Here is a 13,250-nt window from a genome sequence, read left to right on the forward strand (position 1 = left end):
GCGAAGATCGACATCCCAAGCGCAGCACGCCCCGGTCCCCCCGGGCCCCGACTTTCTTGGAGCTCTTCCACCCATGCGCCCTCGCGTGATCATGGTGCTCGCCCTCGTGGCCATCGTTGCCGGCGGCGTCCTGCTGGTGCCGGCCGCGTACGCCCGGTTCGACGACACCAGCACGACCGCGACCGAATCCGCGACCGGGTCCGTGGCTGCGGCCAAGCTGGCCGCACCGCCACCGCCGACCCTCGCCGCCGGGCCGGTCTCGGTGAAGGTCGACAAGGGCTTCTTCTCCTGGGCGCTGCTCGACCGGGACACCGGGAAGATCTCCGGTGCCCCGAACCTGACCGCGACCAACACGACCGAGTCGATGATCAAGGTCTGGCTGGTCTCGGACTACCTGCGCCGGCTCGGCGACAAGCCGGCGCCGGCGGCGAAGCTGAAGCAGGCCAGCAGCGCGATCATCAACAGCGATGACACCGCCGCCGAGGCGCTGTTCCAGGCCGGTGGCGGCAAGCCGGTGATCGACCGCCTGATCGACATGTGCGGGCTGACGGACACCCAGCCGGTGATCCCGCCCGGCTACAAGACCGTCTGGTGGAGCTACACCAAGATCTCCGCCGAGGACGCGGTCCGGATGGGCGAGTGCATCAAGAACGGCACCGCCGCCGGGCCGAAGTGGACCACCTGGGTCCTGGACGAGATGACCAAGGTCCAGGGCAGCACCGCCGCCAAGGACCAGCAGCTCACCAGGGGCGGCGGGCGTTGGGGGATCATCGACGGCCTGCCCCAGGAGATCACCGACCAGGGTCCGGTCGCGATCAAGAACGGCTGGACGATGATCTTCGCGGACGGTCTGTGGCACGTGAACTGCCTGGCGGTCGCGGACAAGTGGGTGCTCGCCGTACTCCTGCGGTACCCGCAGAAGCAGGGGCTCGACTACGGCGCCGACGTCTGCTCCAGCGTGGCGACCCAGCTGGTCACCGCACAGCCGGGGGCGGCACTCAAGGTGCCCGTACCGGTGGGACAGACCACGCGCGCGGGTGGGGCGTCCTGATGGCGGGCAGTCGACGGGCCAGCCGGAGTACGGAGATCACCCCGCTGCGGATCGCGATCATCACCGGCGTACTCCTGGTCCTGGTCCTGGCCGCACTCAGGCTGCTGCCGGGGTCACCGCTGGCGGCCAACGCGGCGGCCCACTGGGGCGAGCCCAACCGGTCCGCGGCCACCGGGGAACAGGCCGATGACCAGCCGGCCAGCCGGTCGAACCGGTCGGCACCCGACCCGACGCCGACCCCGGAACTGCCGCCGCTGCCGATCGCCCCGGCCGACGTGAAGATCGACGCCAAGGGCTGGTGGGCCTGGTCGATGCAGGACACCCGGACCGGTGAGATCTCCGGCTCGGAGAACATGACCGAGACCAGCACCACCGCCTCGCTGATCAAGTCGTGGATCGGGGCGGACTTCCTACGCCGGTCCGCCGAGGCCGACAAGGAGCCGACCGACGCACAGTTGCAGCGGGTCCGGGTGATGATCCGGGACAGCGACAACAACGCCGCCGAGTCGCTCTACAACACCGTCGGCCGGGCCGCCTCGATCCAGCGCCTGATCAGCACCTGCAAGCTCACCGACAGCAGCGTGTCCAAGGACGGCGGGTGGAGCCGTACCCAGCTCTCACCGCGTGACATCACCCGGCTCGCGGCCTGCATCGGCGACGGGCGGGCCGCCGGACCGACCTGGACCAAGTGGCTCCTGGACGAGATGCGGGCGGTACGCGGGGTCGGCGACTTCGGCATCCGCAAGGCGTTCCCGGCCGCCGTGCAGAAGACGATCGCGATCAAGAACGGTTGGGTCGACCGGCAGGCCGAGCAGGAGTACCACGTGAGCTGCCTGGCCATCGGGGACGGCTGGACCATGGGCGTGATGACCAAGTACCCGATCAACCTCGGCTACACGTACGGGGCCAAGATCTGCCAGCAGGTCGCGGAACAGCTCCGCGTCGACTGAGCCCGAGCCGGGTAAGACCGGCTCAGCCGGCGAAGAAGGCCGGGCCGTCCGGCGGCAGGAGCGGGGTGGCGCCGATCCCGGCCGCCCGCCGGGCGAACTCCCGCAGGCCGCCGACCTGGCGTTCGCCGAGGGAGAAGTCGAGCACCCGGAAGTACGACGCCAGGGTCGCCGCGTCGAACGACTCCCACCGGGCCGCCGCCTCGGCCACCTCGTCCAGTTCGGACAGGCAGAGGTCGCGGGAACGCAGGAACGCCTGGTGTACGTCCTTGACCAGTCCAGGATGGGCGGCGGCGAAGTCGCGCCGTACCGCCCAGACGGCGAACACCATCGGCAGGCCGGTCCAGTCCCGCCACGCCTGCCCGAGGTCGGTGACCTCCAGCCCCCGCCCCGGTGCCTCGTACAGCGCGCGGAGCGCGACGTCGCCGATCAAAACCCCGGCATCGGCTTCGAGCAGCATCTGGGTCAGGTCCGGCGGGCAGGTGAAGTAGTCGGGGCGTACGCCGTACCGGTCGGCGAGCAGCATCTGGGCGAGCAGGACGCCCGTACGCGAGGTCGAGCCGAGGGCCACCCTCGCCCCGTCGAGATCGGCGAGCGGTCGGGTGGAGACCACGTTCACCGAGAGCACCGGTCCGTCGCTGCCGACCGCGAGGTCCGGCAGGAGCAGCAGCTCGTCGGCGTGCCGCAGGTATTCGACCAGCGTGATCGGGCCGATGTCGAGGTCACCGGCGACCAGGGCGGCGCTGAGTCGCTCCGGCGAGTCCTTGTGCAGGTCGACGTCGAGCAGGGCGCCGGACCGCATCAGCCCCCAGTAGATCGGCAGACAGTTGAGGAACTGGATGTGCCCGACCCGTGGCCTCTGAAGATCACCCATGATTTCCACCGTATCCGGCGCTTCGGACACCCGCTCAACCAGTCACCGAAGAAGTGGCCAACCCCGCACCGGTTCCGTCGGCCGGAGCCGCGACGGCGACCCGCTTCCGCTCCCGACGGGTGATCCGGGCCACCGGTACGGCCAGCCCCAGCACCACCGCCAGCCCGACCAGCCCGAGGCCGGCGACCAGCGGCCGGATCGGCACCCGGTCGGCGAGCAGACCACCGGCGAGGTAACCGGCCATGCTGGCTCCCTGGATGACGCCGCCCAGGGTGGCGAAGGCGCGCCCGAGCACCGCCTCGGGGACCCGGTTGCCCATCACCACTCCGGCGAAGACGTTCTCCCCGCCGTTGAAGGCGCCGCCGATCACCCAGAGCGGGATCAGCCAGATGACCGTACCGACCACGGCGGCGACCGGCAGGATCAGGCAGGTCGCGCCGAGCAGGACCAGGATCCCGACGACAAGCGCGGCATCGTCGCGGGTGCGTCGGGCCAGCCGGGCACAGAGCCAGGCGCCGGCCAGGAGCCCCACCATCCAGGCCGCCTCGACCACGCCGTACATGGTTTCCGAGGCGGCGAGGGTCTCGCGTACGAAGAAGACCGCGACCACGTTGATCGCGCCGACCACGCCGATCACGGCGGCGACCGAGACGACCATCGCCCGCAGCAGCGGGTCCCGCCAGAGCGACCAGGTCGCCGCCCCGCCGACCGCCGGGGATGCGGCCGGGTCCGTCGGGGTCGCGGCCCGACCACCCCGACGGGTACGCAGCAGCAGTCCCGCCGCCACCAGGGCGCCGTAGCTGGCCGCGTCGATCAGCAGCGGGACGGTGGTGCCGAACTGCCCGACCAGGAGGCCGGCGAGGGCCGGGCCGACGAGAGCGCCGACGGTGCCGGCGGTCTGGCTGATCGCGCCGGCCCGGGGCAGGTCCTCGCGCCCGACCATGGCGGGGATGAGCGCGGAGAGGACGGGTTGGCTGACCGCCAGCCCGCAGGAGAGCAGGAAGACCAGCCCGATGACCACCATCGGCTCGCTGACCAGGGCGAGCGCGACACAGACGGCGGCCTGACCGGCCCCTGCGGTGATGAGCAGCGTACGGCTGTCCACCCGGTCGGCGAGCCGGCCGGCGACCGGGGCGAGCAGGACCAGCGGGAGGGTCGAGGCGAGCAGGAGTGCGGCGACGGCGACCCCACCGGCCCCGGCCGACTGGAGGGTGAGGACCAGGGTGGTGGCGGCGAGGAAGTCACCGCAGATCGTGACGCCCTTCGCGGTGGCGGCGATGTACACGTCCCGCCAGACGGTGGTGCGTACGACGGGAGGACGCACCGTGGCAGACGTGAAAGACATACTTCGAAAATAATCCTTCACATCTGTTCGGCGCAAGGCCCGGACCGGGCCGACCTCGGGTCACTCCACCGGCAGCGTCCAGTAGTTGACGCGTACCACCCGGGCATCCGCCGGTGGGTCCGCCTGCCGGTTCCGCCGCTTGTACGGCTCCAGCAGGTCCATCACGGCCGCGTTCAGCCGGCTCAACTCCTCCGCGTCGAGCAGCAGCGTCGTCCCGTTGAGTACGGCGGCGTCGTACCACTCCTTCGGCTCGTCGTGCGCCCTGCGCATCCAGTCGCGCGCCCGCTCGACGTCCCGGTCCAGGTAGACGTCGACCAGCGACTGCGCGGCCTCCCGTGCCTCCGGCGGGGCATCCTGCCCGGCGTCGACCGCGAATGACGCCTGCACCGCCCGCCAGCGCCGCTCCCGCGCGTCCCCTCGACTCGGCGCCTGCTCGACCAGGCCGGTCTTGGCCAGCTCCCGCAGGTGGTAACTGGTCGCGCTCGGGGACAAACCGGCCACCTCGGCAACCTCGGTCGCGGTGACCGACTCTCCGGTAGATCCGAGATGCTCCATGATCGACAACCGGGCCGGATGGGCCAGCGCCCGCATCACCTTCGGGTCGCTGACCGTGGCCCACCGCCGCCCGGAAGTCTGCTCGCTCATCCCGCCATGATCCCGCCCCCGCCGTGGCCAGCGCTAATCCGCCCGCAGCGAGCAGTTGCCCCAGGCACGGACCGGGCCACCGGTACGACCCGCCGGGTCGTGGGTGCCACCGGATTCACCGCACAAGCCGCTAAAGTCTTTTGCGCAAGACTTTAGCAAGGAGGACCGGTGGGCGGATCAGAGCTGAAGCGCCTGGTGGCACTGCTACGCCAGGCCGGCACCGACCTCGAGGATGTTGAGGTGAAGGCGGGCAGCGGCGGCCTACCGAAGTCGGTACGGGACACCTTGAGCGCCTTCAGCAACGGTCGCGGTGGCACCCTCATCCTCGGTCTGGAAGAGGAGCACGCCTTCCGCCCCGCACCCGGTTTCAACGCCTCACGCATCCGCGATGCGCTCGCGGCCGCCTGCAACGACGATCTGCACCCACCTGTACGCGCGGAAATCGAGATCGTCGAATTCGAAGACACGCTGGTCGTAGTCGCCGAAGTCGGCGAGCTGGATCCCCGTTTCAAACCGTGTTACGTGGCCGCCCGAGGCGAGTACAACGGGTCCTTCACGCGTGGCGGCGACGGCGACAGGCGACTCACCGACTTCGAGATCCATCTGCTACACACCAATCGGGGCCAGCCCGATGACGACCGCCGACCGGTGTCCGATGCGACAATGGCAGATCTCGATCCGTTGGAAAGCCAGTTATTGGTCGCCCGGGTCCGCCAGCGGCAGCCCAGAGCATTCGCCGGACTGTCCGAGGAGCAGATACTGCGGCGACTCAACGTCATCGCAGACGACACGGAGGGTGTCACCCGCCCCACGCTGGGCGGCCTGCTGTCACTGGGCGCCTATCCGCAACAGTTCTTTCCTCAGCTGAACGTTACATTCGTCGCCTATCCCGGGGTTTCGGCCCAGGACATTCCTACGAATGGTCCCCGCTTCCTGGACAACCGCTCGTTCGACGGCCCGATCCCGGCGATCGTGGACGAGACCGTCAGCGCGATCCTCCGGAACACGTCGGTACGCTCCTTCGTCGACGGCAGGGGTCGGGCAGACGTCTACGACTATCCCGCAGAGGTGGTTCGCGAGGCTGTCGCAAATGCGCTCCTGCACCGCGACTATTCACCGTACTCGCGAGGAACCCCCGTACAAATCACGCTGTACGTCGACCGTCTGGTGGTCGCCAATCCGGGTGGACTGTTCGGCGCGATAACGGAGGACGACCTTGGCGGCGAGGGCGTGACATCGACGCGCAATCCCGTTCTGGCGAAACTACTCCAGGACGTGCGACTGCCCGAGACCGGACGAATGGTGTGCGAGAATCGGGCAAGTGGCATTCCGACCATGTTGCGTGAGCTGCGACGTGCCGGCTCACCTCTGCCCGAGTTCCACAGTCGGATAACGCGCTTCAAGGTGATCATGCCGAGGCACGCTCTGCTCGACGACGAGACGATGGCCTGGTTGACGGGGTTGGGACAGGTAGGACTCAGCTCTACACAGCACCTGGCGCTCGCCGAAATGCGCGCCGGCCGTACGGTCACAAATGGCACGATGCGAAATCTTGGCCTCGAAGCCCACCGCGCCACCAGTGAACTGTCAGATCTGGTGAACCGTGGCATTGTGGTACGTGTCGGCGAACGCCGCCACGCCCGTTACCTGCTCGCCCCGGAGACCGCCACACCGCCACCGGCTTTGCTTGCGGAACCTGCCACCGGGAGCAGCGCGGAAGATCTGGTCTCGCGGGCTCTCGCCGACGGGTCCGAGTTGAGCCGTCGGGATCTCGAGGAACGCACCGGGCTCAGCTACATGAAAGTGCTGCGCGCCCTCAAGACTCTGGAGGCGACAGGGCAGATCACACCCACGGCACCCGCTCGATCTCCCATGCGCAGGTACCGGCGCACCTCCTCGGCAGGATGACGGATCGGGCGACGACGGCCGCCCACCGACCGCGCGGATCCGTCGTCAACGTATTTCGGTGGAAGTACCCGGCGAGGGTGCGTACCGTGGTTGGGCTGACGGCCGAGGTGAACATGCACCGCAGCGGACGTCTTCGCGCTGGGTGACGGCCATCCGAACCCGGATACGCGAGCGAGCAGCAGACGATTTCGAGGAAGTCAGCATGCCCGCACCCGACCTGGACACCGACCTCACCGGCGAACGCGCCCATCTGGACGCCTCCCGTGCCGCGCTGCACCGGATGCGCCGCCGCGCCGAGGCCCTCTTCAGCACCGGCGAGAACGTCGCCGGTGACTCGTACACCGCCGAGATGCTCGGCCGCACCCTCTCCCGGCGGGTCGCCGAACTCGCCGACGACCCGACCACCCCGCTCTTCTTCGGCCGGCTCACCTTTCCCGAGGTCGACTACCACATCGGCCGCCGGCACGTCACCGACGACCTCGGCGAGCCCATGGTGCTCGACTGGCGGGCCCCGGTCTCCCGGTCGTTCTACCGGGCCAGCGTGCGCGACCCGCAGGGCGTCAACGTCCGCCGCCGGTTCGGGTTCAGTTCGGGTCTGCTGACCAGCTTCGAGGACGAGCACCTGGACCGGGGCGAGGAACTCGGTACCGCCTCCCGGATCCTCACCTCCGAGATCGAACGGCCCCGCGTCGGCCCGATGCGCGACATCGTCGCCACCATCCAGCCCGAGCAGGACGAGCTGGTCCGGGCCGATCTGGAGACGTCGATCTGCGTGCAGGGGGCGCCCGGCACCGGCAAGACCGCGGTCGGGCTGCACCGGGCCGCGTACCTGCTCTATCTGCACCGGGAACGGCTGCGCCGCTCCGGCGTACTGATCGTCGGGCCGAACCGGGCGTTCCTGTCGTACATCGCCGCCGTACTCCCGGCCCTGGGTGAGGTCGAGGTCGCGCAGGCCACGGTCGAGGACCTGGTCACCGCGTCCTCCGTCCGGCCGGAGAGCGCCGACCGGCCCAGGACCATTCCGGTACGCGGCACCGACGCCCCGGCCACCGCCGAGATCAAACACGACGTACGGATGGCCGAGGTGTTGCGCCGCGCGGTGGAGGCCCACATCCGCGAGCCGGAGCAGCCGATCACCGTCTCCGACGGCTCGTTCCGCTGGCGGATCGGGCGCGAGGTGCTGCGCCGGATCGTCGACGAGGTCCGCCGCGAGGGACTCCCGTACGGCACCGGCCGGGAACGGGTCCGGGCCCGGGTCGTCGGCCTGCTGCAACTCCAGTCCGAGGCGCGGGGCGAGTCGCCGACCGACGCCTGGCTGCGTCGGATGGGCAAGATCCAGCCGGTCACCGAGTTCCTCGACGCGGCCTGGCCGGCGCTCACCCCGGACGGGCTGGTGTACCACCTGCTCAGCGACCCCGTGGCGCTCGCCACCGCCGCCGAGGACCTGCTCACCGACGCCGAGCAGGCGCTGCTGCTCTGGGCGAAGCCCCCAAGGACGGCCAGGGCGGCGAAGTGGAGCACCGCCGACACGGTCCTGATCGACGAGGCGGCCGGGCTGATCGAACGGGTGACGAGCTTCGGGCACGTGGTGGTCGACGAGGCCCAGGATCTCTCCCCGATGCAGTGCCGGGCCATCGCCCGGCGCAGTGTGCACGGGTCGATCACCCTGCTCGGCGACCTCGCCCAGGGCACCGCGCCGTGGGCGGCCACCGACTGGCGGGAGTCCCTGGCCCACCTCGGCAAGCCGGACGCGGCCGTGGTGCCGCTGACCATCGGGTTCCGGGTACCCGCCGCGGTGGTCGCGTTCGCCAACCAGCTCCTGCCGGCGCTCGCGGTCGACGTACCCCCGGCCGAGTCACTGCGCCGCGACGGCTCGCTCGACCTGCGTACGGTCACCGACCTGGACGCCGCGACGGTGACCGAGGTACGGGCGGCGCTGGTCTACGAGGGCTCGGTGGCGGTGATCGCCGCGGACGCCGCGATCGAACGGCTGACCGCCGCCCTCACCGGCGCCGGCATCGCCACCTCGACCGCCGACGACGTCGAGGCACCGGAGCGGGTCACCGTCGTCCCGGCCAGCCTGGTCAAGGGCCTGGAGTACGACCACGTCATCGTCGTCGAGCCGGCCGAGATCGTGGCCGCCGAGCCACGGGGGCTGCACCGGCTCTACGTGGTGCTGACCCGCGCCGTGTCCCGCCTGGCGGTGCTGCACCACGAACCGTTGCCCGCCCCGCTGTAGGGTGCGCGCACGGCAGGCCCGGGTCAGCCGCGATGCCGCAGGTAGCGCAGCCCCTTCCTGAGGTACGCCCGCGGGTTGGTGTCCAGGTGCCGGCCCCAGTCCGGGTCGGCTTCGCCCCGCAGCCAGGCGTACGCGGCGAGCGCGTACCCGAACATCGGCTCGGTCAGGTACCCGGTACGCCGTGCTCGCCAGCCGCCGCCGTGGGCCGTGAAGTCGAACGCGGCGTTGGCACTGAACACGCCGTAGCCGAAGAAGACGGTGAGCAGGTCGGTGAGGGGTTCCGAGTCCCGCCGCTCCGGGGCGATCCGCTGCTCACCGAGGAGGAGTACGTGACCCAGCTCGTGGGCGACGGTCGCGACCAACGACATCGGGTTGGCCGCCTCGGCGCTGTTGATCGAGATGATGGCCCGGTCGCCACGGGGCTGGTAGTGGCCTGCCGCGCCGGCCCACGAACCGGCGAACGACGGCAGGCTGGCCAGCAGGTCGGCGTCGACGCCGTCGTCGAAGAACTCGACCTCCAGCCGGGCGGGGTCGACACCGAGCCGGCGGCAGAGCAACCCGACCACCCGGTGTACGTCGGCCTCGGTCCCGGTGTAGGTGTCGGGGAAGAACTCCGGGGTGGGGAGCACGACCGGGCGGCGCAGGACCTCGTTGCCGAACTCGCCGACCAGCCAGTCGAGCGAGTCCTCGATCCACTGTTGCTCGTCGGAGGTGACCGGGCACCCGGCCGCGAACCACCTCATGACACGTCACCCGACAACCGGACAAGAAACCCCGAACGCATCGACCGCCTCCGATCTGACTCGCTCCGACAAGTGTGCTCCCCCACCACAACCCGCCGCTCCCGCTCCCGCTCCCGCCTGCGGCGGGATCGGAGGCAGCTCTTGTAGAGAAAGAGGCCGTATTCCGCCCCGGCAAGCCCCTTTTTCTCTACAAGAGGGCGGATCTTGAGGGAGGGAGGGAGGTGAGGGGGTTCTCATCGGGGGTTCAGACGGGGCTCATCGGGGGGCGGGAGGCTGCGGGGGACCGACAAGAGGCAGCCGCGCCGTACCAGTTGCGCCGTCGCGGCCCGTACCGAGCGAGGTTGCCGTGACCGTCTCCCTGTCCGCTCCACTCCTGGTCGCACTGCTGGCGGCGGCGACCGCAGCGACCGGTGCCGACCGGCCGTTGCGCCGCCGCTTCCGCCGACCCCGACTGATCCAGGTGCTCGCGGTCGGCGCCGCGCTGGTCCTGGTGCCCGCCAACGCCGCGTACGGTCTGGCGAGTGAGTCCGGGCCCGACCGGCCGGCGGGCGGGACCGCCACCGGCGTCCAGTTGGCCAGCCTGGTTGTCCTCTGTGGTCTCGCCGGGCTCTGCGGCGTGCTCCGGATCGCCCCGGCGCCGACGCGGCTGCCCCGGCGGGTGCTTGCCATCGGCGCCCATCCGGACGACCTCGAACTCGCCTGCGGCGGCACCCTGCTGCGGCTGGTCGACTCCGGGCACGAGGTGCACGTCCTGGTGATGAGCCACGGCGGGCGCGGGGGCGACGGTGACGTACGGGCCGGCGAGGCCGAGTCGGCCGGGCGGTTCCTCGGTGCCAGCGGGATCGAGGTGCTCGACCTCCCCGACACCCGACTCGCCCGGCACGAGAACGAGATGGCGGAGGCGATCGAGCGGACGATCCGCCGCCACCGGCCGGATCTGGTTTTCACCCACTCCGGGAACGACCAGCACCAGGACCATCGGGCGGTGCACCTGGCCACGCTCCGGGCGGCCCGCCAGCACCCGGCCGTGCTCTGTTACGAGAGCCCGTCGGTCACCGCGGAGTTCCGGCCGAGCGTTTTCGTCGACATCTCCGACCAGCTCGACGCCAAGGTCTGCGCGGTAGCCACCCATCACGACCAGCGGGCCAAGCCGTACGTCGGTGAACGGCAGGTACGCGGCCTGGCGGCGTTCCGGGGCGGCCAGGCCCGGGTGCCGGTGGCCGAGGCCTTCGAGCCGGTACGGATGTCCGTGCCGCTGGTCGAGGAGCACTGATGCCCCGCCTGCTGGTGACCGGCGCGGCCGGACCCGCCGGCCGGGCGCTGCTGCACGCGCTCGCGATGCGTGCGGTGCCGGCGATCGGCGTCGACATGGCCCCGGCCGACGGGCGAGCGCCCGGTGGCCCCGGACCGGACGGAATCGAGCGGGTGCCCGCCGCTACCGACGGATCGTTCCTGCCGGAGCTGCTGACTGTCGCGCACCACCACGGCGTCGACCTGATCGTGCCCACGGTGACCGAGGAACTGCCGGTGCTGGCTCCGCTCGCGGCCCGGTCGACCCGACCGGCGGTGCTGCTGAGCCCACCGTCGGCAGTGGCGATCGCCGACGACAAGTGGAGGACCGTCCAGGTGCTGGCGGCGGCCGGGGTGGCCGTACCCCGTTCGGTGCTGCCGGGGGTGCTCAGCCCACAGGCGCTGCGCGGGTACCTCGGTTGGCCGTACCTGAGCAAGCCGCGCCGGGGGCGGGGTGGGCGCGGCGTCCGCGTGCACGACCGCACCGGGACGCCGCCGCCGGATCCGGGGGACCTGTTGCAGGAGTTCATTCCCGGTACGGAGTACGCCGTCGACGTCTTCGCCGACCGGCTCGGCCGGGTGGAGGCGATTGTGGTGCTCCGCAAGACCACGCTCGCCCAGGGACGGGTCGGCAACGCGGTACGGGTGGTCCGGGACAACCCGTCCGATGTGGCCGACCTGGCCCGAGCGGCGGTACGGGCGATCGGGGTGACCGGTCCGGCCGACCTCGACATCCGGCGCCGGCGGGACGGGACCCCGGTGGTCCTGGAGGTCAACGCCCGGTTCGGTGCGCACAGCGGGCAGGCGCCGGAGTTGCTCGACGCCCTGCTGGCCGGGTACGGGGTCGGGTTCCGGGCCGGGGCCACCACGTGATCGACCTGGTCTCCGGCGTGATCGTGCTGCTCACCGTGCCGTTGCTGCTGATCGGGGTGCTGGAGCTGGCCTACTACCCGGTGGCCGTGCTCGCCGAGGTGCGTCGTCGCCACCAGCCGGTCTTCGAGAGCGTGCTCCCGCTGGTGTCGGTGATCGTGCCGGCGTACAACGAGGAACGGGTACTGGCCAGTTGCGTCGAGTCGATCATCGCCACCCGGTACCCGCGCAAGGAGATCATTCTGGTGGACGACGGCTCGACCGACCGTACGCTCGCGGTGATGCGCCAGTTCGCGTACCACCCGGACGTGATGGTGTTGACCCAGCGCAACGGCGGCAAGGCCGCCGCCCTCAACACCGGTATCCGGCTGGCCCGGGGCGAGATCTGCTGTTTCGTCGACGCCGACGGGGTGTTCACCGCGGACACGATCAGCCAACTGCTGCTCGGCTTCGACAGCGCCACGGTCGGCGGGGTCTGCGGCAACGACGAGCCGGTGAACCTCGACCGGCACCAGACCCGGCTGCTGGCCCTGCTCACCCACGCCACCGCCCTGGTCCGGCGGGCGCTGGCGCAGGTCGGCTGCCTGACCATCGTCTCCGGCAACTGTGGCGCGTTCCGCCGCCGGGTGGTGCAGGAGGTCGGTGGTTTCGAGACCGGGACGCTCGGCGAGGACCTGGAACTGACCTGGCGGGTACGCGCCGCCGGTTACCGGATCAACTTCCAGCCCCGGGCGATGGTCTACGCCGAGGTGCCGTCGACGGTCTCCGGACTGTGGCGGCAGCGGATCCGGTGGACCCGTGGACTGGTGCAGACCGCCCGACGCCACCGCGACCTGGTCGGCAGTAGGCGACACGGCCGGCTCGGCTGGTACCTGGTCTACAACCTGGTCACCATGCTCGCCGTGCCACCGGTCCAGTTGCTGACGCTCGGGTTGGTGCTGCTGCTGGCCGCCACCGGGCAGCTGCCGAGCGCGCCGACCGTACCGGCACTGGTGTTGTGGATCGGGCTCGGCGCGGCGGCGGCGCACACCCTGGTGGCGATCGCCCTCGACCGGGCCTGGCGGGACCTGCGACTGCTCTACATCCTGCCGGCCGCCGCGATCTTCTCGGTGTTCAGCAGCGTGGTGACCGTACGGGCGCTGTGGTTGGAGGCCCGAGGGGCGCCGATGCGCTGGAACAAGCTCGACCGGACCGGCGTACGGAGCCGGTCCGTGGCGGGTTGATCATTCGGGTACGGTGCTGCGGTGGCGAGGCGGTAGCGCAGAGGTCGTCGCACCTTCTAGCCAAGAAGGGGGACGTCGGTTCGAATCCGACCCACCTCGCCACCCCGGAACGAGG

11 protein-coding genes and 1 tRNA gene are annotated in these 13,250 nt (G+C 70.8%); 8 read left to right on the forward strand and 4 right to left on the reverse strand.

The window, feature by feature from the left end; translation table 11 throughout:
• The first annotated feature begins 73 nt into the window (after positions 1–73).
• Together OIE47_RS11400 and OIE47_RS11405 are read left to right on the forward strand one after the other, a co-directional pair.
• The gene (locus OIE47_RS11400) at positions 74–1,051 is read left to right on the forward strand and encodes a serine hydrolase (RefSeq protein WP_326561472.1); all 978 of its coding nucleotides are present in this window, start codon (positions 74–76) and stop codon (positions 1,049–1,051) included.
• The gene (locus OIE47_RS11405; RefSeq protein ID WP_326561473.1) at positions 1,051–2,001 is read left to right on the forward strand and encodes a serine hydrolase; all 951 of its coding nucleotides are present in this window, start codon (positions 1,051–1,053) and stop codon (positions 1,999–2,001) included. The genes OIE47_RS11400 and OIE47_RS11405 overlap by 1 nt, the downstream gene beginning before the upstream one ends.
• A gap of 22 nt (positions 2,002–2,023) precedes the next feature.
• Here the strand turns inward: OIE47_RS11405 and OIE47_RS11410 are convergent, their stop codons facing one another.
• Genes OIE47_RS11410 through OIE47_RS11420 form a run of 3 tightly spaced genes read right to left on the reverse strand, consistent with a single transcriptional unit; the run spans position 2,024 to position 4,862 of the window.
• Positions 2,024–2,872, reverse strand: coding sequence for a menaquinone biosynthetic enzyme MqnA/MqnD family protein (locus OIE47_RS11410; protein WP_442792075.1), 849 nt, complete (start codon positions 2,870–2,872; stop codon positions 2,024–2,026).
• 34 nt (positions 2,873–2,906) lie between these two features.
• A complete protein-coding gene (locus OIE47_RS11415) occupies positions 2,907–4,217 on the reverse strand; it encodes an MFS transporter (protein ID WP_326561474.1) in 1,311 nt (436 codons plus the stop codon).
• A 60-nt stretch (positions 4,218–4,277) separates the two neighbouring features.
• Positions 4,278–4,862 carry a helix-turn-helix domain-containing protein gene (locus tag OIE47_RS11420; protein ID WP_326561475.1) on the reverse strand — a complete coding sequence of 195 codons (585 nt, stop codon included), beginning with the start codon at positions 4,860–4,862 and terminating at the stop codon, positions 4,278–4,280.
• A 168-nt stretch (positions 4,863–5,030) separates the two neighbouring features.
• On the opposite strand from OIE47_RS11420, the gene OIE47_RS11425 reads away from it, so the two are divergent.
• Together OIE47_RS11425 and OIE47_RS11430 are read left to right on the forward strand one after the other, a co-directional pair.
• The gene (locus OIE47_RS11425; RefSeq protein ID WP_326561476.1) at positions 5,031–6,770 is read left to right on the forward strand and encodes an ATP-binding protein; all 1,740 of its coding nucleotides are present in this window, start codon (positions 5,031–5,033) and stop codon (positions 6,768–6,770) included.
• A gap of 202 nt (positions 6,771–6,972) precedes the next feature.
• Positions 6,973–9,009 carry a HelD family protein gene (locus tag OIE47_RS11430; protein ID WP_326561477.1) on the forward strand — a complete coding sequence of 679 codons (2,037 nt, stop codon included), beginning with the start codon at positions 6,973–6,975 and terminating at the stop codon, positions 9,007–9,009.
• Positions 9,010–9,032: 23 nt separating this feature from the next.
• Here OIE47_RS11430 and OIE47_RS11435 read toward each other — a convergent pair whose 3' ends face one another.
• Positions 9,033–9,752 carry a hypothetical protein gene (locus tag OIE47_RS11435; RefSeq protein WP_326561478.1) on the reverse strand — a complete coding sequence of 240 codons (720 nt, stop codon included), beginning with the start codon at positions 9,750–9,752 and terminating at the stop codon, positions 9,033–9,035.
• A gap of 346 nt (positions 9,753–10,098) precedes the next feature.
• Between OIE47_RS11435 and OIE47_RS11440 the strand changes: the two genes are divergently transcribed.
• The 4 genes from OIE47_RS11440 to OIE47_RS11455 all read left to right on the forward strand — a co-directional run bounded on the left by OIE47_RS11440 (position 10,099) and on the right by OIE47_RS11455 (position 13,237).
• Entirely contained in the window at positions 10,099–11,025 is a 927-nt protein-coding gene (locus OIE47_RS11440; protein ID WP_326561479.1) for a PIG-L deacetylase family protein, read from the forward strand.
• Positions 11,025–11,915 carry an ATP-grasp domain-containing protein gene (locus tag OIE47_RS11445; protein ID WP_326561480.1) on the forward strand — a complete coding sequence of 297 codons (891 nt, stop codon included), beginning with the start codon at positions 11,025–11,027 and terminating at the stop codon, positions 11,913–11,915. Before OIE47_RS11440 ends, OIE47_RS11445 begins: the two co-directional genes overlap by 1 nt.
• Positions 11,912–13,135, forward strand: a complete 1,224-nt coding sequence (locus OIE47_RS11450; RefSeq protein ID WP_326561481.1) for a glycosyltransferase — start codon at positions 11,912–11,914, stop codon at positions 13,133–13,135. The genes OIE47_RS11445 and OIE47_RS11450 overlap by 4 nt, the downstream gene beginning before the upstream one ends.
• A gap of 26 nt (positions 13,136–13,161) precedes the next feature.
• Positions 13,162–13,237, forward strand: a tRNA-Gly gene (locus tag OIE47_RS11455).
• The last annotated feature ends 13 nt before the right edge of the window (positions 13,238–13,250 follow it).

This window comes from Micromonospora sp. NBC_01796 (assembly GCF_035917455.1).
In the GTDB taxonomy this organism is placed as follows: domain Bacteria; phylum Actinomycetota; class Actinomycetes; order Mycobacteriales; family Micromonosporaceae; genus Micromonospora_G.